General features: G+C 70.4%; 18 protein-coding genes. 4 read left to right on the top strand and 14 right to left on the bottom strand.

The genetic code is table 11. The annotated features are described in order from the left end of the window. Window positions 1-52: 52 nt before the first annotated feature. The 7 genes from tpiA to uvrC all read right to left on the bottom strand — a co-directional run bounded on the left by tpiA (window position 53) and on the right by uvrC (window position 8,822). Window positions 53-850, bottom strand: a complete 798-nt coding sequence (gene tpiA / locus H9641_RS17915) for a triose-phosphate isomerase (protein ID WP_191805774.1) — start codon at window positions 848-850, stop codon at window positions 53-55. A 44-nt stretch (window positions 851-894) separates the two neighbouring features. Then, the gene (locus H9641_RS17910) at window positions 895-2,094 is read right to left on the bottom strand and encodes a phosphoglycerate kinase (RefSeq protein WP_191805773.1); all 1,200 of its coding nucleotides are present in this window, start codon (window positions 2,092-2,094) and stop codon (window positions 895-897) included. 130 nt (window positions 2,095-2,224) lie between these two features. Continuing rightward, on the bottom strand, window positions 2,225-3,229 hold the full coding sequence (gene gap / locus H9641_RS17905) for a type I glyceraldehyde-3-phosphate dehydrogenase (RefSeq protein WP_191805772.1): 1,005 nt from the start codon (window positions 3,227-3,229) through the stop codon (window positions 2,225-2,227). 429 nt (window positions 3,230-3,658) lie between these two features. Further along, the gene (whiA, locus tag H9641_RS17900; RefSeq protein WP_191805771.1) at window positions 3,659-4,639 is read right to left on the bottom strand and encodes a DNA-binding protein WhiA; all 981 of its coding nucleotides are present in this window, start codon (window positions 4,637-4,639) and stop codon (window positions 3,659-3,661) included. Window positions 4,640-4,699: 60 nt separating this feature from the next. After that, a complete protein-coding gene (locus H9641_RS17895; RefSeq protein ID WP_191805770.1) occupies window positions 4,700-5,662 on the bottom strand; it encodes a gluconeogenesis factor YvcK family protein in 963 nt (320 codons plus the stop codon). A 2-nt stretch (window positions 5,663-5,664) separates the two neighbouring features. Then, window positions 5,665-6,603: an RNase adapter RapZ gene (gene rapZ, locus H9641_RS17890; RefSeq protein ID WP_191805769.1), complete on the bottom strand. Its 939-nt coding sequence runs from the start codon at window positions 6,601-6,603 to the stop codon at window positions 5,665-5,667. 20 nt (window positions 6,604-6,623) lie between these two features. Continuing rightward, a complete protein-coding gene (gene uvrC, locus H9641_RS17885) occupies window positions 6,624-8,822 on the bottom strand; it encodes an excinuclease ABC subunit UvrC (protein ID WP_191805768.1) in 2,199 nt (732 codons plus the stop codon). Window positions 8,823-8,930: 108 nt separating this feature from the next. Between uvrC and H9641_RS17880 the strand changes: the two genes are divergently transcribed. After that, window positions 8,931-9,416, top strand: a complete 486-nt coding sequence (locus tag H9641_RS17880) for an OsmC family protein (protein WP_191805767.1) — start codon at window positions 8,931-8,933, stop codon at window positions 9,414-9,416. A 168-nt stretch (window positions 9,417-9,584) separates the two neighbouring features. On the opposite strand, the gene uvrA is transcribed toward H9641_RS17880, so the two are convergent. Continuing rightward, window positions 9,585-12,596, bottom strand: coding sequence for an excinuclease ABC subunit UvrA (gene uvrA / locus H9641_RS17875; protein ID WP_191805766.1), 3,012 nt, complete (start codon window positions 12,594-12,596; stop codon window positions 9,585-9,587). A gap of 177 nt (window positions 12,597-12,773) precedes the next feature. Between uvrA and H9641_RS17870 the strand changes: the two genes are divergently transcribed. Together H9641_RS17870 and H9641_RS17865 are read left to right on the top strand one after the other, a co-directional pair. Further along, complete coding sequence (locus tag H9641_RS17870) at window positions 12,774-13,481, top strand: MBL fold metallo-hydrolase (RefSeq protein ID WP_318244674.1); 708 nt, start codon at window positions 12,774-12,776, stop codon at window positions 13,479-13,481. A 55-nt stretch (window positions 13,482-13,536) separates the two neighbouring features. Beyond that, on the top strand, window positions 13,537-13,836 hold the full coding sequence (locus tag H9641_RS17865; RefSeq protein WP_191805764.1) for a YciI family protein: 300 nt from the start codon (window positions 13,537-13,539) through the stop codon (window positions 13,834-13,836). A gap of 138 nt (window positions 13,837-13,974) precedes the next feature. Here the strand turns inward: H9641_RS17865 and H9641_RS17860 are convergent, their stop codons facing one another. From H9641_RS17860 to uvrB, 3 genes are all read right to left on the bottom strand, one after another. Further along, entirely contained in the window at window positions 13,975-14,988 is a 1,014-nt protein-coding gene (locus H9641_RS17860) for a TerC family protein (protein ID WP_191805763.1), read from the bottom strand. Beyond that, the gene (locus tag H9641_RS17855; protein ID WP_191805762.1) at window positions 14,988-15,986 is read right to left on the bottom strand and encodes a TerC family protein; all 999 of its coding nucleotides are present in this window, start codon (window positions 15,984-15,986) and stop codon (window positions 14,988-14,990) included. The genes H9641_RS17860 and H9641_RS17855 overlap by 1 nt, the downstream gene beginning before the upstream one ends. A gap of 293 nt (window positions 15,987-16,279) precedes the next feature. Beyond that, complete coding sequence (uvrB, locus tag H9641_RS17850; RefSeq protein WP_191805761.1) at window positions 16,280-18,376, bottom strand: excinuclease ABC subunit UvrB; 2,097 nt, start codon at window positions 18,374-18,376, stop codon at window positions 16,280-16,282. 239 nt (window positions 18,377-18,615) lie between these two features. On the opposite strand from uvrB, the gene H9641_RS17845 reads away from it, so the two are divergent. Then, window positions 18,616-20,016: a choice-of-anchor A family protein gene (locus H9641_RS17845; RefSeq protein WP_191805760.1), complete on the top strand. Its 1,401-nt coding sequence runs from the start codon at window positions 18,616-18,618 to the stop codon at window positions 20,014-20,016. 110 nt (window positions 20,017-20,126) lie between these two features. On the opposite strand, the gene H9641_RS17840 is transcribed toward H9641_RS17845, so the two are convergent. The 3 genes from H9641_RS17840 to H9641_RS17830 are packed head-to-tail and all read right to left on the bottom strand — an operon-like array spanning window position 20,127 to window position 21,857. Then, entirely contained in the window at window positions 20,127-20,762 is a 636-nt protein-coding gene (locus H9641_RS17840) for a pyroglutamyl-peptidase I family protein (protein WP_191805759.1), read from the bottom strand. Continuing rightward, window positions 20,759-21,376, bottom strand: coding sequence for a dephospho-CoA kinase (coaE, locus tag H9641_RS17835; protein ID WP_191805758.1), 618 nt, complete (start codon window positions 21,374-21,376; stop codon window positions 20,759-20,761). Before coaE ends, H9641_RS17840 begins: the two co-directional genes overlap by 4 nt. A gap of 16 nt (window positions 21,377-21,392) precedes the next feature. Then, window positions 21,393-21,857 (bottom strand): MarR family winged helix-turn-helix transcriptional regulator, encoded by a 465-nt coding sequence (locus tag H9641_RS17830; RefSeq protein WP_191805757.1) that lies wholly within the window; start codon window positions 21,855-21,857, stop codon window positions 21,393-21,395. Window positions 21,858-21,874: the final 17 nt, after the last annotated feature.

Below are 21,874 nucleotides of genomic sequence, written 5' to 3'. Positions count from 1 at the left end.
CCCCCCCCCGCTGCCGGGGCGCGCGCGCGGCGCGACCCGGCAGCGAGGGGGATCAGGCCCCGGTCTGGTGCGACTGGAAGCGCGCGATCTTCGCGAACTCCTCGGGGTCGAGGCTCGCGCCACCGACCAGTGCACCGTCGACGTCCTGCTCCTTCATGAGCTCGGCGATCGACGACGACTTGACCGAACCGCCGTACAGGACGCGCACGGCGTCGGCGACCTCGGTCGAGTAGAGCTCCGCGAGACGGGCACGGATCGCGCCCGCGACCTCCTGCGCGTCCTGCGGGGTGGCGACCTCGCCCGTGCCGATGGCCCAGACGGGCTCGTACGCGATGACGACCTTGGCGGCGTCCTCGGCCGAGAGGCCTTCGAGGGCGCCGTCGACCTGCGCGAGCGTGTAGGAGACCTGCTCGCCCGCCTTGCGGATCTCGAGGGCCTCGCCGACGCAGATGATCGGGATCAGGCCGTGAGCCAGTGCCGCCTTCGACTTGGCGTTGACGAGCGCGTCGTCCTCGCCGTGGTACTGACGACGCTCCGAGTGGCCGACCGCGACGTACGTCACGCCCAGCTTGCTCAGGAACACGGGCGAGATCTCGCCCGTGTAGGCGCCCGAGACGTGCTGCGAGACGTCCTGCGCGCCGTAGGTCAGCTCGAGCTTGTCCGCGTCGACCAGCGTCTGGACGCTGCGCAGGTCCGTGTACGGCGCGAGCACCGTGACCTCGACGGCCGAGAAGTCGTGCTTGGCGTCCTTGAGGGCCCAGGCGAGCTTCTGGACCGTGTGGATGGCCTCCTGGTGGTCCAGGTTCATCTTCCAGTTGCCCGCGATGAGCGGGGTACGTGCATCAGTCATGGTGTGTCTACCTTCTGTGAGCCGTGAGGCTGCGGTGGTGGGGGTCAGGCCTCGAGGACTGCGAGCCCCGGGAGGGACTTGCCCTCGAGGAACTCCAGGCTCGCGCCGCCACCGGTCGAGATGTGGCTGAAGCCGGCCTCGTCGAAGCCGAGGATGCGCACGGCCGCGGCGGAGTCGCCGCCACCGACGATCGTGAACGCGCCGTTCGCGGTCGCGTCGACCAGGGCCTGCGCCACGGCACGCGTACCGCCCGAGAACGCCTCGAACTCGAAGACGCCCGCAGGACCGTTCCAGACGACCGTCTTGGCGTCGACGATCTTGCTCGCGAAGAGCTTGGCCGACTCGGGGCCGATGTCCAGACCGATCTTGCCGTCCGGGATCGCGTCCGCAGGCACGACCTCGTAGGGAGAGTCGGCGGCGAACGAGTCCGCGGCGAGGATGTCGGTCGGCAGGACGATCTCGACGCCTGCCTTCTCTGCGTCAGCGAGGTAGCCCTTGACCGTCTCGATCTGGTCCGTCTCGAGGAGCGAGTTGCCCACCGAGTAGCCCTTGGCCGCGAGGAAGGTGAAGACCATGCCGCCACCGATGAGCAGGCGGTCCGCCTTGGTCAGCAGGTTGGCGATGACACCGAGCTTGTCGGAGACCTTCGAGCCGCCGAGCACGACGACGTAGGGGCGGGCCGGGTCCTCGGTCGCCTTCTTCAGGGAGTCGACCTCCTTGAGGACGAGCTCGCCGACCGCGGACGGCAGCACCTTGGCGATGTCGTAGACCGAGGCCTGCTTGCGGTGCACGACGCCGAACCCGTCCGACACGTACGCGTCCGCGAGGGCGGCGAGGTCCGCAGCGAGCGACTCGCGCTCGGCGTCGACCTTCGAGGTCTCACGAGGGTCGAAGCGGATGTTCTCGAGCAGCGCGACCTCGCCGTCGCCGAGGGCGGCGACCGTGGCACGGGCGGACTCGCCGACGGTGTCGGCCGCGAGCGTCACCGGCGCGCCGAGGAGCTCGCCGAGGCGGGCTGCGACGGGGGCGAGGGAGTACTTGGCGTCCGGCTCACCCTTGGGACGCCCGAGGTGCGCGGTCACGACGACCTTCGCACCGGCGTCGGTCAGACGCTTGAGCGTGGGGAGCGCGGCGCGGATGCGGCCGTCGTCCGTGATGGTCGTCCCGTCGAGGGGGACGTTGAAGTCCGAGCGGACGAGCACGCGCTTGCCGCGCAGGTCGCCGAGGGAGTCGATGGTCTTCATGAGCACACTCCTGGTCTGAACAGGTCGAAACAGGTCACGTCACACATGACTGCGTCCGCGTGCATGGGCGGCCAACCGGGCCGGCCACGCACGCGGACGCAGAATTCACCTCACGTCGAAGAGACGGAGATCAGAGGCGCACACCCACGTACTGCGTGAGGGCGACGAGGCTGTTCGAGTAGCCCCACTCGTTGTCGTACCAGGAGACGACCTTGACCTGGTTGCCCGAGACCTTGGTCAGCTTCGAGTCGAAGATGCTCTGGTGCGGGTTGGTCACGATGTCCGAGGACACGATCTCGTCCTCGACGTACTCGAGAACACCCTTCAGCGCGCCCTCGGCAGCAGCCTTGACCGCGGCGTTGACCTCCTCGACCGTGACCTCCTTCGAGGCGACGAAGGTGAGGTCCGTGGCCGAGCCCGTGATGACGGGGACGCGGAGCGCGTAGCCGTCGAGCTTGCCCTTGAGCTCGGGGAGCACGAGGGAGACGGCCTTGGCCGCACCGGTCGAGGTGGGGACGATGTTCTGCGCGGCCGCACGGGCACGACGCAGGTCCTTGTGGGGGCCGTCCTGCAGGTTCTGGTCACCCGTGTACGCGTGGATCGTGGTCATGAGACCGTTCTCGATCCCGATCGCGTCGTTGAGCGCCTTGGCCAGCGGGGCGAGGCAGTTCGTGGTGCACGACGCGTTGGAGATGATGTGCTGCGTCGCGGGGTCGTACTGCTCGTGGTTCACGCCGACGACGAACGTGCCGTCCTCGTTCTTCGCCGGAGCGGAGATGATGACCTTCTTGGCGCCGGCCTCGAGGTGAGCCTTGGCCTTGGTCGCGTCGGTGAAGAAACCGGTCGACTCGATGACGATGTCAGCACCGAGCTCGGCCCAGGGCAGGTTAGCCGGGTCGCGCTCTTCGAGGGCGCGGATGGCCTTGCCGTCGACGATGATGTTGTTGTCGTCGAAGTCGACGCTCAGCGGGAAACGACCCAGGACGGTGTCGTACTTCAGCAGGTGCGCGAGCGTCTTGTTGTCCGTGAGGTCGTTGACACCCACGATCTCGATGTCAGCCCCCGACGCGATGATGGCGCGGAAGAAGTTACGTCCGATACGACCGAAGCCGTTGATACCGACGCGGATGGTCACAATGCCCTCCTCAGGGCGCGCCGGTGTTCCCGACGCACACGGTTGATGCCGAACGATCACGTACTACGGCGTACGTAGGTGGTGAACGGCGAAGTACTCCCCCACTGAATGCCTGACGGCGTGATCCCGGGAACTCGGAGCCTCAGCGACAGCTGCGACTCAAAGGGTCCCGAAGACCTCAGTGAAGGAGCACGTCTTTGTCACCTGACATCCCCGAGCCTATACCCAAAGCGGCCCGACACGTGACCTGAGACCTGATCTGAGACGACCTTGCACGAAGCGTGGGAACGTGATGGAGGCCCGAGACGCACGTCACACCAGCGTCACCGCACCGCCCGGACCGCGCTCCACGGCGTGCGAGGCGCTCGGCGCACGACGAGGGGCGCGCACCGTCCGGTGCGCGCCCCTCGTCCACCCACGGGTGGGTGCTCAGACGTCGAGCAGGTCCGGGCTCAGACCGGCCTCGGTGTCGGGGATGCCCAGCTCCGCAGCCCGCTTGTCCGCGGTCGAGAGGAGGCGTCGGATGCGGCCCGCGACGGCGTCCTTGGTCAGCGGCGGCTCGGCCAGCTGACCCAGCTCCTCGAGCGACGCCTGCTTGTGCGCGAGGCGCAGCTCGCCGGCCTCGCGCAGGTGGTCGGGCAGGTCCGGCCCGAGGATCTCGAAGGCCCGCTCGACGCGGGCCCCGGCCGCGACCGCCGCGCGTGCCGAGCGCCGCAGGTTGGCGTCGTCGAAGTTCGCGAGCCGGTTGGCCGTGCCACGCACCTCGCGCCGCTGGCGCCGCTCCTCCCAGACGACCACGGTCTCGTGGGCCCCCAGCCGCGTGAGCATCGCGCTGATGGCCTCGCCGTCGCGGATGACCACACGGTCCACCCCGCGGACCTCGCGCGCCTTGGCCGAGATGCCCAGGCGTCGGGCAGCGCCGACGAGAGCGAGGGCGGCCTCCGGCCCCGGGCACGTGACCTCGAGCGCGGACGAGCGCCCCGGCTCCGTCAGCGAACCGTGCGCGAGGAACGCGCCGCGCCACGCGGCCTCGGCCTCGCCGACCCCGGCCGACACCACCTGCGGGGGCAACCCCCGCACGGGCCGGCCACGGTTGTCGAGCAGGCCCGTCTGGCGAGCGAGCGACTCGCCGTCCTTGACGACCCTCACCACGTACCGGCTCCCCCGACGCAGACCGCCCGCCGAGACCACGATCAGCTCGCTCGTGTGCCCGTACACGTCGCTGATCGTCTGCCGGAGCCGACGCGCGGCGATCGCCGTGTCCAGCTCGGCCTCGATCACGATGCGACCGGAGATGATGTGCAACCCACCGGAGAATCGCAGCATGGCCGAGACCTCCGCCTTGCGGCAGGAGGTCTTGTCCACCTTGAGTCGCGCGAGCTCGTCCTTCACCTGTGCCGTCAACGCCATGGCGACATCCTCCCATCAACGGGCAACGATCGTGACCGCACTCCCCCACGCGGGCGTCGGTCAGTGCGTCGTCGTCCCCACGTCGCCGAGGAACCCGTCGAAGACGTCCCGCAGGGCCGCGGCGAGGCGCAGCGCGTCGTGCCGCGGGGTCCCGTCGGAACGCCCGACCTGACGGAGCAGGAGGCGCGCACCCATGCGCGCCGACTCGTCGGCCAGCAGCCCGATGTCCTCGACCGCGCTCGGGTCAGCCACCACGGCGTCGATCCGCAGCCCGGGCGCGTGCTTGTGCAGCGCCTCCAGGTGGTCGGTGGCCGTGAGGCCGTAGGTCTCGCCCGCGTCGCTCGAGAGGTTGAGCACGACGCAGCGCCGGGCCGCGGTCTCGTGCAGCGCGTGCGCGAGCTCGGGGACGAGCAGATGGGGCATGACCGACGAGTACCAGGAGCCCGGGCCGAGGATCACCCAGTCCGCGGACCGCACCGCCTCCACGGCCTCGGGGCACGCGGGCGGGTCGGGGGGAACCAGGCGCAGCTGCTCGATGCGTGCGTGCGTCACGGCGACCTGGCTCTGGCCCACGATCGTCGAGAGCCCGTCCCCGGTGCGCACGTCCGCTTCGATGCCGAGCGGCACGGCGGCCATGGGCAGCACCCGGCCGCGAGCCCCGAGCAGCTTGCCCACCCAGTCGAGCCCTGCCACGGGGTCGTCCAGGAGCTCCCAGAGGGCCACGATGAGCAGGTTCCCGACCGCGTGCTGGTCGAGGTCGCCGCTCGAGGAGAACCGGTGCTGCAGGACCGAGCTCCAGGTCCGCCCCCACTCGGAGTCGTCGCACAGGGCCGCGAGCGCCATCCTGAGGTCGCCGGGCGGCAGCACCCCGAGCTCGGAACGAAGCCTCCCGGAGGAGCCGCCGTCGTCCGCGACGGTCACGACCGCGGTGATGCGGTCCGTCATGAGCCGCAGCGAGGACAGCGTCGCCGACAGGCCGTGGCCTCCGCCGAGCGCCACGACCGCGGGGTTGCTGAGAGTCACACCTACTCCTTGCCGAGGTCTCGGGCGGTCACGGTCACGCGCTGGCCCAGCGCCCGGAGCTTCTTGGCGAGCTCCTCCGAGACCGCGACCGAACGGTGCTTGCCGCCCGTGCAGCCGACGGCGATCGTCACGTAGCGCTTCTCCTCGGCGAGGTAGCCGGACAGGACGGGCTCGAGCGCGCTCACGTAACGGTCGATGAACTCGAGGGCTCCCGGGCGCGCCAGGACGTAGTCGCGCACAGGCTCGTCACGGCCGGTCAGGTGACGCAGCTCGGTGATCCAGTAGGGGTTCGCGAGGAACCGCATGTCGACGACGTGGTCCGCGTCGAGCGGGATCCCGTACTTGAAGCCGAACGAGACGATGTTGATCCGCAGCGCGTCCGGTGTGCCCTCGGCCACGGCTGCGCGGACCTCTCGCGCCAGGTCGTGGACGTTGAGGTCAGAGGTGTCGATGACGACGTCGGCGCGCTCCTCGACGCTCGCGACGAGGCGGCGCTCCTCGGCGATCCCGTCGAGGATCCGGCCTCCTCCCTGGAGGGGGTGCGGACGACGGACCTGCTCGTAGCGTCGGACGAGCACCTCGTCGGACGCGTCGAGGAACAGGATGCGGTAGAAGACGCCGGCGTCCCGCAGGTGCTTGAGGACGTCGAGCAGGTCGGTGAAGAACCCGCCGCCGCGGACGTCGACGACCGCGGCGATGCGCTGGACGCTCGACCCCGCGCGCGTCATCATGTCGACGAGCGGTACGAGCATCCTGGGCGGCATGTTGTCCACGACGTACCAGTCGAGGTCCTCGAGGACCGCGGCAGCACGCGTACGACCCGCCCCGGACATGCCCGTGATGACGAGGACCTCGGCGTCCGAGCGCTCGGGCGCGGGGGTGGTCGCCTCGATCGCGGGGATTCCCTGGGGGACGGTCGTCGGCGAGGGTTCGGTGCTCATGCTCCCAGCATGCCAGCCGGTCACGCGGGGACGGCCCCGCTCGCGGTGGGGGGCACCCCGGGCGTGTCCGGCCCGGACGGCTCCCCCGGCCCGACGGCGTCGCTCGCCGACGCGGTCTCGCTCACCGTGGTCGTGGTCGTGGTCGTGGTGGCGGGCGGGACGTCGGTGCGTGCGCCCGTCTCCGCGGGAGCGGGCGGGGCAGGCTGCGGGTCGGGGCCGAGCGCGGCGACCACGGCTGCAGCCGTCGCGGCCCCCATGCCGGGCACGGTCGCGATCTCCTCGGCGGACGCGGCCCGCAGCCGCTTGAGCGAGCCGAAGTGCGTGAGGAGGGCCTTCTTGCGCGCGGGCCCGAGACCGGGCACGTCGTCCAGGACCGAGACGGTCATGGCCTTGCCCCGCTTCTTGCGGTGGTAGGAGATCGCGAACCGGTGCGCCTCGTCACGGACGCGCTGGAGCAGGTAGAGGCCTTCGGAGCTGCGCTGCAGGATCACGGGGTAGTCCTCCCCCGGCAGCCACACCTCCTCGAGGCGCTTCGCGAGCCCGCACAGCGCGACGTCGTCGATGCCGAGCTCGGCGAGCGCCCTGGCGGCGGCCGCGACCTGGGGCGGGCCGCCGTCGACCACCACGAGGTTCGGCGGGTAGGCGAAGCGTGCTGCGCGGCCGGCCGGGGCGTCGGCCCCGACCTCGCCCGACCGCGGGACGTACCCCGCAGCCTGGGCGTCCGCGTCCCGCGCGGTGTCGTCGTCGGCGCCCAGGTCCATCTCCACGTCGCTGGCCTGCGACCGGTCCGCGAGGTAGCGCTTGAAGCGGCGCGTGATGACCTCGTGCATCGCGGCCGTGTCGTCACGGGCCCCCACGCCCTCGGGCCCACGGATCGCGAAGTGGCGGTACTCGCTCTTGCGCGCGAGCCCGTCCTCGAACACGACCATCGACGCGACCTGGTGGGTCCCCTGCGTCGTGGACACGTCGTAGCACTCGATGCGCAGCGGCGCGGTCTCGAGGCCCAGGGCCTCCTGGATCTCGCGGAGCGCCTGGCTGCGCGTGGTCAGGTCGCCTGCGCGGCGCGTGCGGTGCAGCGCGAGCGCGTGCTCGGCGTTCTTGTGCACCGTGGCGGCGAGCTCCCGCTTGTCACCGCGCTGGGGCACGCGGACGTCGACCTTGGCGCCGCGCAGCCCCGTGAGCCAGGACACGACCTGCTCGGTGTCGGGCGGCAGGACCGGCACGAGCACCTCGCGGGGCACGATGCTCGACGACGGCGTCGAGGAGTCGCCCAAGGACTCGTCGACCGAGCCGTAGACCTGCTGGAGGAGGTGCTCGACGAGCTCGGCGTCGGTCACGTCCTCGACCTTCTCGACGATCCATCCGCGCTGGCCACGGATGCGCCCTCCGCGCACGTGGAAGACCTGGACCGCGGCCTCGAGCTCGTCACCGGCCAGGGCGAAGATGTCCGCGTCGGTCGCGTCACCGAGCACCACGGCGTTCTTCTCCATGGCGCGCTCGAGCGCGAGGATGTCGTCACGCAGGCGCGCCGCCTGCTCGTACTCCATCGCGGCAGCGGCCTCCTTCATCTTCGCCTCGACCCGGCGGATGAACTTGGCCGTGTCACCGGCCATGAAGTCGCAGAAGTCCTCGGCGAGCGCGTGATGGTCCTCCGGGCTGATGCGTCCCACGCACGGCGCCGAGCACTTGTCGATGTATCCGAGCAGGCACGGGCGCCCGGTCTGCTGCGCCCTCTTGAAGACACCCGCGGAGCACGTGCGCACGGGGAAGACCCGCAGCAGCAGGTCGAGGGTCTCGCGGATCGCCCAGGCGTGCCCGTAGGGGCCGAAGTACCGGGTCCCTGGACGCTTGGCGCCACGCATGACCTGCGCCCGGGGGAACTGCTCGCCCAGCGTCACGGCCAGGTACGGGTAGGACTTGTCGTCCCGGTACTTGACGTTGAAGCGCGGGTCGAACTCCTTGATCCACGAGTACTCGAGCGCGAGCGCCTCGACCTCGGTCCCGACGACCGTCCACTCGACCGACGCGGCCGTGGTCACCATGGTCTGGGTCCGGTAGTGGAGGTTCGTGAGGTCCTGGAAGTAGCTCCCGAGACGCGCCCGCAGGTTCTTCGCCTTGCCCACGTAGATCACTCGGCCGTGCTCGTCACGGAACCGGTAGACACCGGGCGAGGTGGGGATCTCTCCCGGGGCGGGGCGGTACGAGGACGGATCTGCCATGTCCGTCAGCCTAGGTCAGCCCACCCACACCCCGGGCGCCCTGCGACCGCACCAGCTCACCGTGACGCCCGTCACACATCCACGGCCTCGGGCCGCTAGGGTGACCGCATGGGCGCCCTTCACTCCTATGCCGCGACCGTCCGCTGGACCGGCGCAGGCCAGACCGGAACCACCACCTACACCGCGTACAGCCGTGACCACGAGATCGACCTCGCAGGCCGTCCGACGCTGCCCGGGTCCGCCGACCCGGCGTTCCGTGGGGACCCCGGCCGGTACAGCCCCGAGGAGCTGTTCGTCGCGAGCCTCTCGCAGTGCCACATGCTGTGGTTCCTGCACCTCGCGTCGGCTGCGGGGATCGTCGTGCGCGAGTACTCGGACGAGGTCACCGGGACCATGCGGGTCGAGTCGGCGGGGGCAGGTCAGTTCACGGACGTCACGCTGCACCCGCACGTCGTCGTCGACGACGGCCCCGAGGTCACCGACGAGGCGGTCGCCGAGGTCCACCGCCGGGCCCACGACCACTGCTTCCTGGCCCGGTCCGTGAACTTCCCCGTGCTGCTCGAACCCGTTCCGCTGCGCACGCACGCGGCCTGACCACCCGGGCGGCATGCAACGACCTGGTCGCGCCGCCCGGGCAGGCCGTCCAGCCAGCGAAAGGCCAGCACGCGATCACGCGCGCTGCCCGGCGACCGCGCGGCCGGGCAGCGGAGCCCTCCGACGGCAGGGCCAAGCGCCTCTCGCGTGCGAGCTCGACGCCGCCCGTCAGGCGCTCTCGCGCGCGTCGTCGTCGGGCGTGCCCACCGACGCCTTCACGGTCGCCGACGACTTGGAGGCCGCTGCCGTGGCCTTGCGGACCGGGGTCTTCCGGGACGTCTTGGCCGGGGGCACCTTGGCTGCTGCGGCCTTCTTGGGCAGCGGTGCGACCGGGATCGGGTCACCGGGAAGCACCTCGGCGAGGAACCTGCCCGTGTGGCTCGCGGCGACGGCCGCCACCTGCTCGGGCGTTCCCTCGGCGATGACCCGGCCACCACCCGATCCGCCCTCGGGTCCCATGTCGATGACCCAGTCGGCGTTCTTGATGACGTCCAGGTTGTGCTCGATCACGAGCACCGAGTTGCCCTTGTCCACGAGCGACTGGAGCACCGCGAGGAGCTTGCGGATGTCCTCGAAGTGCAGACCCGTCGTGGGCTCGTCCAGGACGTAGATGGTGCGGCCCGTCGACCGCTTCTGCAGCTCGCTGGCCAGCTTGACGCGCTGCGCCTCGCCGCCCGAGAGCGTGGGCGCGGGCTGCCCCAGGCGCACGTACCCCAGGCCGACCTCGGAGAGCGTCTTGAGGTGCCGCGAGATCGTGGGCACCGCGGCGAAGAACTCCGACGCCTCCTCGATGGGCATGTCGAGCACGTCGGCGACGGTCTTGCCCTTGAAGTGCACCTCGAGCGTCTCGCGGTTGTAGCGCGCACCGTGGCAGACCTCGCACGGGACGTACACGTCCGGCAGGAAGTTCATCTCGATCTTGATGGTCCCGTCGCCCGAGCACGCCTCGCAGCGCCCACCCTTGACGTTGAACGAGAACCGGCCCGGGGTGTATCCCCGCACCTTGGCCTCGCTGGTCTCCGCGAAGAGCTTGCGGACGTGGTCCCAGACCCCGGTGTACGTCGCCGGGTTGGACCGGGGCGTGCGGCCGATGGGGCCCTGGTCGACGTGGACCACCTTGTCGAGGTTCTCGAGCCCCGTGATGCGCCGGTGCCGACCGGCGACCTGCCGCGCCCCGTTGAGCTCGTTCGCGAGCACGGTGTAGAGGATCGAGTTGACGAGCGTCGACTTGCCCGAGCCCGAGACACCCGTGACCGCGGTCAGCGTGCCGAGCGGGAAGCTCACGTCGATGCCCTCGAGGTTGTGCTCGCGCGCGCCGATGACCGTGACCTGACGGCTCTTGTCCACGGGCCGGCGCGTCGCGGGCAGCGGGATGCTGCGGCGTCCGGCGAGGTAGGCGCCCGTGACGGACTCGGGGGCCTCGAGGAGCCCCGCGTAGTCGCCCGAGTGGATCACGCGCCCGCCGTGCTCGCCGGCACCGGGGCCGATGTCCACGATCCAGTCGGCGGCACGGATGGTGTCCTCGTCGTGCTCGACGACGATGAGCGTGTTGCCCAGGTCGCGCAGGCGGGTGAGCGTGTCGATGAGTCGCCGGTTGTCCCGCTGGTGCAGACCGATGCTCGGCTCGTCGAGGACGTACAGGACGCCGACGAGCCCCGAGCCGATCTGCGTCGCGAGCCGGATGCGCTGCGCCTCGCCGCCCGAGAGGGTCCCGGCCGGGCGCTCGAGCGAGAGGTAGTCGAGACCCACGTCGAGCAAGAACCCCAGGCGGGCGTCGATCTCCTTGAGCACCTCGGTCGCGATGGCCTTCTGGCGCGTGCCGAGCTCGAGCGAACCGAGGAAGGCCGCGGCCTCGCGCAGCGGCAGTCGGCAGACCTCGGCGATCGACTTGTCACCGACCTTGACCGCGAGGACCTCGGGCTTGAGCCGCGTGCCCTGGCAGACCGGGCACGGCGTCTCACGCATGTACGCCTCGTACTTCTCCTTGGACCACTCCGACTCGGTCTCGCCGTGGCGGCGCTCCAGGAAGGTCACGACACCCTCGAAGCCTGTCGAGTACTGGCGCTCCCGGCCCCAGCGGTTCTTGTAGCGGACGTGCACCTCGTGGTTCTGGCCGTAGAGGACAGCCTGCTGCGCCCGCTGAGGCAGCGCACGCCAGGGCACGTCCATGGAGAAGCCCAGGTCCGAGGCGAGGGCGGTCAGCACGCGGTTGAAGTACTCGGAGGAGATCTGGGCCCAGGGGGCGACTGCACCCTCTGCGAGGGACTTCTCGTCGTCCGGGATCACGAGGTCCGGGTCCACCTCGAGGCGGAAGCCGATGCCCGTGCACTCGGGGCAGGCGCCGTAGGGCGCGTTGAACGAGAAGGTGCGCGGCTCGATCTCGTCGAGCGTGAGCTCGTGGTCGTTGGGGCACGCCCGCTTCTCGGAGAACCGACGCTCGCGCTGCGGGTCGTCGGCGTCAGCGTCGACGAGCTCGACGACGACGAGCCCGCCCGCGAGGCCGAGCGCGGTCTCGACCGAGTCCGTGAGCCGGCGCTGGACGCCGTCGCGCGAGACGAGGCGGTCGATCACGACCTCGATGTCGTGCTTGAGCTTCTTCTCGAGCGCGGGCGGGTCCGTGAGCTGGACGACCTCGCCGTCGACGCGGGCGCGCGCGAAACCCTTGGACTGCAGCTCCTTGAAGAGCTCGCTGTACTCGCCCTTGCGTCCGCGCACGACGGGCGCGAGCACCTGGTAGCGGGTGCCCTCCGGCAGCTCGAGGAGGCGGTCGACGATCTGCTGCGGCGTCTGCGCCTGGACCTTCTCGCCGCAGACCGGGCAGTGCTGGGTCCCTGCGCGGGCGAACAGCAGGCGGAGGTAGTCGTAGACCTCGGTGATGGTCCCCACGGTCGAGCGAGGGTTGCGGTTGGTCGACTTCTGGTCGATCGAGACTGCCGGCGACAGCCCCTCGATGAAGTCGACGTCCGGCTTGTCCATCTGCCCGAGGAACTGACGGGCGTAGGCGGACAGCGACTCGACGTACCGACGCTGGCCCTCGGCGAAGATCGTGTCGAAGGCCAGGGAGGACTTCCCGGACCCCGACAGGCCCGTGAAGACGATGAGCTGGTCCCGCGGCAGGTCGAGGTCGACGTTGCGGAGGTTGTGCTCACGGGCACCGGCGATGACAAGGCGATTGCTCACCGAAGCATCGTATGCCTCGCCCCTGACATTCGCACACCTGTTCGAGCGGTGGACTGCCCGACAGGCCGACGTGGCGTCCCCCTGACCTGCGGCCCGACCCGGTGCCCCGTCATGACAGACTCGGGAGAGAGGCGCGTCACACGGCACGTCGGGCACGAGGAACCTCGAGGAGAGCACGTGGGATACACCGGTGACGTCACGGTCGGAGGGCCCCGCGACCTGCGGGTCCTCGACGAGGTCGAGATCCGCAAGCTCGCCGTCGGGCCGTCGGACAACAACGCCTACCTCCTGACGTGCCGGAGGAGCGGAGCCCAGCTCCTCGTCGACGCTGCGGCCGAACCGGACCACCTGCTCGAGCTCGTCCGCGAGGGATCGCCGTCCGCCCGCCTCGACCTGGTGGTCACGACGCACCGGCACCTCGACCACACGCGCGCGCTCGCCTCGCTCGGCACGACCACCGGTGCACCGCTCGCGGCGGGAGCCCCCGACGCGGACGCCATCACCGAGACGACGGGCGGCGCGATCTCACGCCCCCTGCACGACGGCGACACGCTCGTCGTCGGGCACCTCACGATCGAGGTCATCGGCTTGCGCGGGCACACTCCGGGGTCGGTCACGCTCGCCTACCGCGAGCCCGAGCACGCGAGCGCGCCGGAGGCCGTCCCCGGCCGCGTGCACCTGTTCACGGGCGACTCGCTCTTCCCGGGCGGGGTCGGCAGCACGTCGAACGACCCGGACCGCTTCGCGCTCCTCTACGCCGACGTCACCGAGAAGCTCTTCGACCGGTTCGACGACGCGACCTGGGTCTACCCCGGGCACGGCGCAGACACGACGCTCGGCGCCGAGCGCCCGCACCTCGACGAGTGGCGCGAGCGCGGCTGGTAGCGCCGGTCCCGGGACGGCGGCAGGCCGGGTCGGCAGAGGTGCTTGAATGAGCGGCATGCCGATCTTCGCAGTGACCTACACGTACGCCGACAAGCCCGCGGTCCTCGACGCCTTCCGCCCCGAGCACCGCGCCTTCCTGAGCGGCCTGCTCGAGGAAGGCACGTTGCTCGCGTCCGGGCCCCTCGCACAGGACGTCGCCAACCCGGCCGGCGCGCTCCTGCTGCTCGACGCCACCGACGAGGCCGCCGTGGCCACGACGCTCGACGCCGACCCGTTCGCCCGGGAGGACGTCATCACGCGTCGCACGGTCCGCCCCTGGGTCCCCGTGTTCGGACCCTGGTCCGACCGCGTCTGACCCGGGACGGCCTGGCGCCGATCTGCCGGCGCGGCACAGCACAGCACGACCCGACCTGCACAGCACGACGGCCCCCCCCCCCCCGGGGGGGGGGGGCCCGTCGTGCACCGGGCCACGAGTACGCCCGGGCGAGCCGGGCTAGGAGGCCACGTCGACGTCGTCGGACACGGGTTCCGCCTTGTCCTGGCCGCGCGTGCGCAGCAGGCTCGCCACCGTGGTGACTCCCAGCGCCCCCACGATCACCACGAGCGAGAGCCAGATCGGGACCGTGGGGACGGCCTCGATGTGCTGCCCGCCGTTGATGAACGGCAGCGTGTTCTCGTGCAGCGCCTCGAGGATCAGCTTGACCCCGATGAAGCCCAGGATCACCGCCAGACCGATCGGCAGGTAGACCAGGCGCTCGAGCAGCCCACCCAGCAGGAAGTAGAGCTGGCGGAGCCCCATGAGCGCGAAGACGTTCGTCGTGAACACGATGAACGGGTCCTGCGTCAGGCCGAAGATCGCGGGGATCGAGTCGAACGCGAACAGCAGGTCCGTGCTGCCGATCGCGAGGAACACGATGAGCATCGGCGTGAAGAGCTTCTTGCCGTCCACCACGGTCCGCAGCCTGCCGCCGTCGTACGTCTGCGACAGGGGAAGCACCCGCCGCAGCGAACGGATCAGCCGGTTCTCCTGGTACTCCTCCGGCTCGTCCCCACCCGCGACCAGCTTGATCGCGGTGTAGATCAGGAACGCGCCGAACAGGTAGAACACCCACACGAACTGCGCGATGATCGCGGCGCCCGCCAGGATGAAGGCTCCGCGCAGCACGAGCGCCACGATGATCCCCACCATGAGGACCTTCTGCTGGTGCTCTCGCGGTACGGCGAACCTCGTCATGATGATGACGAACACGAAGAGGTTGTCGACCGACAGGCTGTACTCCGTGAGCCAGCCTGCGTAGAACTCGACAGCAGGCGCGCTCCCGCCCACGAGAGCCACGAGCCCACCGAAGACCAGTGCCAGGGCGACGTAGAACGCCACCCACAGGCCGCTCTCCTTCATCGACGGCACGTGCGGGCGTCTGCCCACGATCACCAGGTCGACGAGCAGGAGGACGACGAGGGACGTCAGGGACGCCGCCTCGAACCAGAACGGGAGCTCGTGCTGCATCAGTAGGTTTCCTTCTCCAGGCGACGACGGTCGCTACGGTCCTTCGCGAGGCTCGCGACCGTCGTGATCGCGAGGGTCACCACGATGAAGCCGAGCGAGACGGCGGTCGAGATCTCCGGCACGAAGGTGATGTGCTCACCGCCGTTGATGAACGGGATCTCGTTGGTGTGCATCGCGTGGATGAGGAGCTTGATCCCGATGAAGCCGAGGATCGCCGCCAGGCCCCACGCGAGGTAGACGAGACGGTCGAGCAGACCGTCGATGAGGAAGTAGAGCTGGCGCAGGCCCAGGAGCGAGAACGCGTTGGCCGCGAAGACCAGGAAGGTCTCCTGCGTCAGGCCGAAGATCGCGGGGATCGAGTCGACCGCGAACAGGAGGTCGGCGCTGCCGATCGCGATCATCACGATGAGCATGGGGGTGATGTAGCGCTTGCCGGAGATCGTCGTGAACATCTTGTCCTCGACGTACGCGTCCGTCGTCGGGAAGATGCGGCGCGTGAGGCGCAGGACCGCGTTCTCCTTGTACTCCTCCTCCTCGTGCGACCGCGCGCTCTTGATCTGCGCGTAGGCCGTGTAGATGAGGAAGGCGCCGAAGATGTAGAAGACCCAGCTGAAGTTCTCGATGAGCGCGGCGCCCAGGAAGATGAAGATCGTGCGCAGGACCAGGGCGATGGTGATGCCGATCAGCAGGACCTTCTGCTGGTACAGCCTGGGCACCCGGAAGCTCGTCATGATGAGGACGAACACGAAGAGGTTGTCGACCGACAGGCTCTTCTCGGTGATGTACCCGGCGAAGTACTCGCCGCCGTAGACCGAGCCGAAGTAGGCCCAGATCCCGACACCGAAGAGGATCGCGATACCGACGTAGCCGGCCGACCACCACGAGGCTTCCTTGAGGGTCGGGGCGTGCGGGGTGCGGACGTGACCCACGAAGTCGAAGGCCAGCATCGCGACGATCACGCCGACCGTCGCGACCCACATCCAGACAGGAACATCCATCACACATACCTCCGGTACGTAGCACTGAGTACCGAAGGTCTCTTCCGCCCACGTCTGGCCACCGACCTGCCCGAGGGCGGTCGCGAGGGGTGGCCGTGCTGGACCGGTGACACCGGGCCGACGATTGCGTCGACCGTGATGACGACATCACCGTGTTCGGGAATACTCCCCTTCAACCGAGCAAGCATAGGCCATCGCCACCGCGAGTCGCCCACGCCTTCCACAACCGTCACGGGCAGCCGGATCATCCCGCAGACCGACCCGCCGCACCCGGGGCCGGCCCGCGGAACCGGTCAGGCGGTCGCGGAGTGCATCTGGCGCAGCTCCTTCTTGAGGCCGGAGATCTCGTCGCGCAGCCGGGCGGCGAGCTCGAACTGGAGCTCGGCCGCCGCTCCGTGCATCTGGTCGCTCAGCTCCTGGATCAGGTCGGCGAGCTCGCCCGCGGCGACCCCGGCGAGCCGGTTGGTGGCCGCACCCGCCTTGCCCCCTGCCGGCACGGGGGCCTTGCCCTTGCCCGGCTGCCGGTAGCCACCCGCGAGGAGCTCCTGCGTGTCGATGTCCTCGCGCGCGAGCATGTCCGTGACGTCGGCGATCTTCTTGCGCAGCGGGGTGGGGTCCACCCCGTGCTCCAGGTTGTAGGCCACCTGCTTCTCGCGGCGTCGGGTGGTCTCCTCGATCGCCTGCGCCATGGCCGGGGTGATCTTGTCCGCGTACATGTGCACCTGGCCCGAGACGTTGCGGGCCGCACGCCCGATCGTCTGGATGAGCGACGTCCCCGACCGCAGGAAGCCCTCCTTGTCGGCGTCCAGGATCGCGACGAGCGAGACCTCCGGGAGGTCCAACCCCTCGCGGAGCAGGTTGATGCCGACCAGGACGTCGTACTCACCCAGGCGGAGCTCGCGGAGCAGCTCGACACGGCGCAGCGTGTCCACCTCCGAGTGCAGGTAGCGGACACGCACGTCCCGCTCCAGGAAGTAGTCCGTGAGGTCCTCGGACATCTTCTTGGTGAGCGTCGTGACCAGGACCCGCTCGTTGCGCTCGACCCGTTCACGGATCTCGTGGAGCAGGTCGTCGATCTGGCCCGTGGTCGGCTTGACCACGATCTCCGGGTCGACGAGTCCCGTGGGACGGATGATCTGCTCGACGACCCCGTCCGACATCGAGAGCTCGTACTTCCCGGGCGTCGCCGACAGGTAGACCGTCTGCCCGATCCGCTCGACGAACTCCTCCCAGCGCAAGGGCCTGTTGTCCATGGCGCTCGGCAGACGGAACCCGTGGTCGACGAGGTTGCGCTTGCGCGACATGTCCCCCTCGAACATGGCCCCGATCTGGGGCACCGTCACGTGCGACTCGTCGATCACGAGGAGGAAGTCCTCGGGGAAGTAGTCGAGGAGCGTGTGCGGGGCCGTGCCGGCCTCACGGCCGTCGATGTGCCGCGAGTAGTTCTCGATCCCGGAGCACGACCCGATCTGGCGCATCATCTCGATGTCGTACGTGGTGCGCATGCGCAGGCGCTGGGCCTCGAGCAGCTTGTTCTGCCGCTCGAGCTCGGCCAGCCGCTGCTCGAGCTCGGCCTCGATCGAGGTGATCGCCCGCTCCATGCGCTCCGGGCCGGCGACGTAGTGCGTCGCGGGGAACAGGTTGACGCTCGTCTCCGACCGCACGACCTCCCCCGTGAGCGGGTGCAGCAGGTGGATGGCCTCGATCTCGTCACCGAAGAACTCGATACGGATCGCGAGCTCCTCGTACACGGGGATGATCTCGACCGTGTCGCCCCGCACGCGGAACGTGCCACGCGTGAACGCCATGTCGTTGCGCGTGTACTGCATGGTGACGAACTGGCGGAGCATCACGTCCCGCTCGACCTGGTCTCCGACGTCGAGACGGACCATGCGGTCGACGTACTCCTGCGGGGTGCCCAGTCCGTAGATGCACGACACCGACGCCACGACGACGACGTCACGGCGCGTCAGCAGCGACGAGGTCGCGGAGTGCCGCAGGCGTTCGACCTCGTCGTTGATCGACGAGTCCTTCTCGATGTAGGTGTCCGTCTGGGCGATGTACGCCTCGGGCTGGTAGTAGTCGTAGTACGAGACGAAGTACTCGACCGCGTTGTTGGGCAGCAGCTCACGGAACTCGGTCGCCAGCTGGGCGGCCAGCGTCTTGTTCGGTGCCATGACCAGCGTGGGCCGCTGCAGCTCCTCGATCAGCCAGGCGGTCGTCGCGGACTTGCCGGTCCCGGTCGCGCCGAGCAGCACCACGTCCTTCTCCCCCGCCCGCAACCGCTCGGAGAGCTCGGCGATGGCCGTCGGCTGGTCGCCCGAGGGCGTGTAGTCGGAGATGACCTCGAAGGGGGCGACGGTGCGCTGGAGATCGGTGACAGGTCGCATGAGTCCACGGTACGGCGAACCACCGACACTCGGCCCAGCAGCCCTCTCACGCCCCTCGCACGGCGGGGCGACATTCACCCGGCCGAAAATTTGGCGTGTCGCGAAGGAGCGCCCTAGTGTGCCCGTAATCCTTGCCATCCCGTGCGATCCCCGACAAAACAGACGTCGATGGATACATCTGGCCCGGATTTGTACACAGAACTTACTTTCGCGTCCACGACCCCCTCCCGGAGACATCGATGTTCCTCAGCACGACGCGCCGGACACCCCGGCGTTCCCTTCTCGGCGCGCTCGTCACCGGCGCGCTGACCACCGGACTGGTCGGTCTCGCCGGCGCTCCGGCTGCGGTCGCCTCGCCCCTGGCCGCCACCCCCGTGTGCACGCCGTCGAGCACCCTGCCAGGGATCTCGACCGGCGGCCCCGCCTTCACCGACGCGGGCGTCGCAGTCTTCGTCGGGGGCGACTACGCCGCCCGGCCCGGCGCCGCCGAGTCGGAGGGGGTCCTCCTGGCCGGAGGCAGCATCGACATCGCGACGGGTGGCCTGATGAACTTCGGCCGCGCCGGCGGCGGGTCCCAGATCGTCCCGCCCGGCGGGAGCGACATGCTGGTCGCGGACGGCGGCGTCTCCGTCTCGAACGGACGCATCGACGTCGGGCACGGGATCGCCCAGGGTGGCAACGTGGCGGCCACGGGCTCGATCAGCGGGGCCATGGAGCTCAACGGCGGCGTCCGGAAGCCCGACAGCTCCGCACCCGCCTCGAGCGCCAAGGCCGCCAGCACCCTCCTCAGGACGGCCTCCGCCGACCTCGCCGCGCTCACCGCGACGGGCTCGCTCGGCACGACCGGCGGGTTCGCGTCGCTCACGGGCGACGGGACCAGCGCCCCGCAGGTCTTCTCCCTGACGGCCCAGGAGCTCAAGAAGACGAACGGCACGCTCGTCTTCGCGAACGTCGGCACCTCGGCCCCGATCGTCGTCAACGTCTCGGGCAGCACGGTCGACTTCACGATGGTCCACACCGCAGCGGAGTCGATCGGCCAGCGGATCGACACGTTCACCGCCCTGGGGACGTGGGCGCCCCGGATCCTGTGGAACTTCCCCGACGCCACTTCGCTCACCCTCTCGGGCAACAGCCAGACCGTCGGATCGATCCTCGCCCCGGAGCCCTCGGTCAAGGTCGTCCAGAGCACCAGCACCAACGGCAGGCTCTGGGTCGGCGGCGACCTGACGTTCGGTGGGAACGGCGGCAGCGGGCTCGAGCACCACAACTACCCGTGGATCGGCCTGACGTCGCTCGGTTGCGACCCCGAGCCCTCCACGCCTCTCGTCGTCCCTCCGACGTCGACCACCCCGCCGGTCGACAAGGACGTTCCCGAGGAGCCCGCGCCTCGCGAGAGCACTCCACCCACGGACGAGACCACGACGCCTACCGAGAAGGCCTCTCCCCCGGCCACCACACCGCCTGCCGACAGCACCGCGACGCCGTCCGACCGGTCCTCGACTCCCTCCCCCTCGGCCGAGGACGAGCGCGGGCTCGCGAGCACGGGGGCGCGTACGGCCCTCGTCGTCCTGATCTCCGTCGTGCTCCTGGGCGCCGGCGCGGGTCTCGTCGTGTTGGCTCGGCGCCGCGCCACGAGCTGAGCACCGTACTTCCGAAGGACACCTGACACGCCACGGGCCCCAGGGATCATCCTGGGGCCCGTGGCGTGCCCGTCCGCCCCCGAGCTCGACGACACGGGCGCCCGGTGCCGTCAGTGCTCGGCGCCCGCCGAGACGCGTGCCGCGTCGCCGCCCGCTCCGAGCGCCCCGTCGAGGTCCGCGCAGGCCGTCTCGACGACGACCCGCAGGGCCTCGACGGTCGCGGCGAGCGGCAGGGACTCGACGTCGGGCACGTGGACGAACCCCGCACGCACCCCCTCCTGTCCGGACACCCCTTGCATGAGCGCATAGAACGTCGCGTTGCACACGTACGTGCCCGCGGTGCTGGAGACCGCGACCGGGACACCGGCCTCGCGGACCGCGACCAGGCTCGGCTTGAGCGGGAGCCCCGTGAACCAGGCCGCGGGTCCGTCCGCGACGACCGGTACGTCCACCGGAGCGGAGCCCGCGTTGTCGGGGATCCGCGCGTCGATCACGTTGATGGCGACGCGTTCGAGGCGGACCGCGGTGGTTCCACCCGCGAGCCCGACCGCGATCACGACCCGCGGCTCGTGCCGCTCGATCGCTGCCCGGAGCGCGGGCCACGCCCCGTCGAACGTGCAGGGCAGCTTGACCGCGACGAGAGGCTCGTCACCGGTCCAGGCGTCGCGCAGCGCGCTCACGGCCAGCCACGAAGGGTTGGTCGTCGCGCCGTCGAACGGCTCGAAGCCCGAGAGCAGGACGGTCACGCGAGCTCCTCGGCCGTCTCCTGGACGATGCGCTCCCAGAGCGCGTCGACCTCGGCGCGCAGCGCCTCGGGCGCACCGCTGCCGTCGAGCGTCACGTCGGCCGCGGCGAGCCGTTCCTCGTCGGTGGCCTGCGCGGCGATGCGCGCGCGCGCCTCGTCCTCGCTCATGCCGCGCGACTCGACGAGGCGCCGGACGCGCACGTCCTCGGGGGCCACGACGACGGCGACGAGGTGGAACGAGTCGGCCTGCCCGGTCTCGACGAGCAGGGGGATCGCGTGCACGACGACGGCGCGCGGGTCGCGCGCGGCGACGAGCGCCTCGCGCTCGGCCGACAGACGGCGCACCTCGGGGTGCACGATCGCGTTGAGCCGGCGCCTCGCCTCGTCGTCGCTGAAGACGACGGTGCCCAGGCGAGCACGGTCGAGCGTGCCGTCGGGCGCGAGCACGGACTCGCCGAACGCCTCGACGACCTCGGCGAGGCCCACGGTCCCGGGCGCGACCGCGTCGCGCGCGAGCACGTCGGAGTCGATGACGCACGCCCCGAGCTCGGCGAAGCGGTCGAGAGCCACGGACTTCCCTGCTGCGATCCCGCCGGTCAGGCCTACGCGAAACATGGGTCCATCCTGCCAGTCATGGCCGGTGCGCACGCCCTGGGGCCTCGGCCCGGTCCCCGGCCACCGCGCGCAGCAGACGCAGGAGCTCGTGCCGGTCCGCCTCGTCGAGGCGGGCCAGGAGGGTGCCGGCGCTGGTCTCGCGCTCGGCGGCGACCTGCGCGAGCGTCTCGCGCCCGGCCTCGGTGAGCTCGACGAGCGTGGCGCGACGGTCGGTCGGGTCGGGCAGGCGGCGCACGAGGCCGGCCTCCTCGGCGTCGTCGACCTTGGACGTCACGGAGCGGGGAGCGACGTCGAGCATGCCCGCGAGGGCGCTGGGGCGCTGGGGACCGTCGCTGTGCGCGAGCGCGCGCAGCATGCGGAACTGTCCCGGGGTCGTCCGGGCGCGCCCCAGCCGCTCCCCCGCCTCACGGCGCACGCTGCGCATCGCGGCGTGCAGGAGGGTGAGGAACTCGGCGTTCTCGGCGTCGAAGTCTGTCGTCACAGGCACGAGACTAGCCG

The organism is Oerskovia merdavium (assembly GCF_014836755.1).
GTDB classification, from domain to species: domain Bacteria; phylum Actinomycetota; class Actinomycetes; order Actinomycetales; family Cellulomonadaceae; genus Oerskovia; species Oerskovia merdavium.
The sequence above is the reverse complement of the archived record's forward strand: the minus strand, read 5'-3'. Positions and strand labels throughout refer to the sequence as shown.

What these genes read in the sequence shown, in the direction of transcription:
- coaE (WP_191805758.1), bottom strand. Translation starts at nt 21,376, where the DNA reads ATGTTTCGCGTAGGCCTGACCGGCGGGATCGCAGCAGGGAAGTCCGTG.
- tpiA (WP_191805774.1), bottom strand. Translation starts at nt 850, where the DNA reads ATGACTGATGCACGTACCCCGCTCATCGCGGGCAACTGGAAGATGAAC.
- H9641_RS17880 (WP_191805767.1), top strand. Translation starts at nt 8,931, where the DNA reads ATGGGCGCCCTTCACTCCTATGCCGCGACCGTCCGCTGGACCGGCGCA.
- H9641_RS17845 (WP_191805760.1), top strand. Translation starts at nt 18,616, where the DNA reads ATGTTCCTCAGCACGACGCGCCGGACACCCCGGCGTTCCCTTCTCGGC.
- H9641_RS17865 (WP_191805764.1), top strand. Translation starts at nt 13,537, where the DNA reads ATGCCGATCTTCGCAGTGACCTACACGTACGCCGACAAGCCCGCGGTC.
- whiA (WP_191805771.1), bottom strand. Translation starts at nt 4,639, where the DNA reads ATGGCGTTGACGGCACAGGTGAAGGACGAGCTCGCGCGACTCAAGGTG.
- uvrC (WP_191805768.1), bottom strand. Translation starts at nt 8,822, where the DNA reads ATGGCAGATCCGTCCTCGTACCGCCCCGCCCCGGGAGAGATCCCCACC.
- uvrB (WP_191805761.1), bottom strand. Translation starts at nt 18,376, where the DNA reads ATGCGACCTGTCACCGATCTCCAGCGCACCGTCGCCCCCTTCGAGGTC.
- H9641_RS17860 (WP_191805763.1), bottom strand. Translation starts at nt 14,988, where the DNA reads ATGCAGCACGAGCTCCCGTTCTGGTTCGAGGCGGCGTCCCTGACGTCC.
- H9641_RS17855 (WP_191805762.1), bottom strand. Translation starts at nt 15,986, where the DNA reads ATGGATGTTCCTGTCTGGATGTGGGTCGCGACGGTCGGCGTGATCGTC.
- H9641_RS17910 (WP_191805773.1), bottom strand. Translation starts at nt 2,094, where the DNA reads ATGAAGACCATCGACTCCCTCGGCGACCTGCGCGGCAAGCGCGTGCTC.
- rapZ (WP_191805769.1), bottom strand. Translation starts at nt 6,603, where the DNA reads ATGAGCACCGAACCCTCGCCGACGACCGTCCCCCAGGGAATCCCCGCG.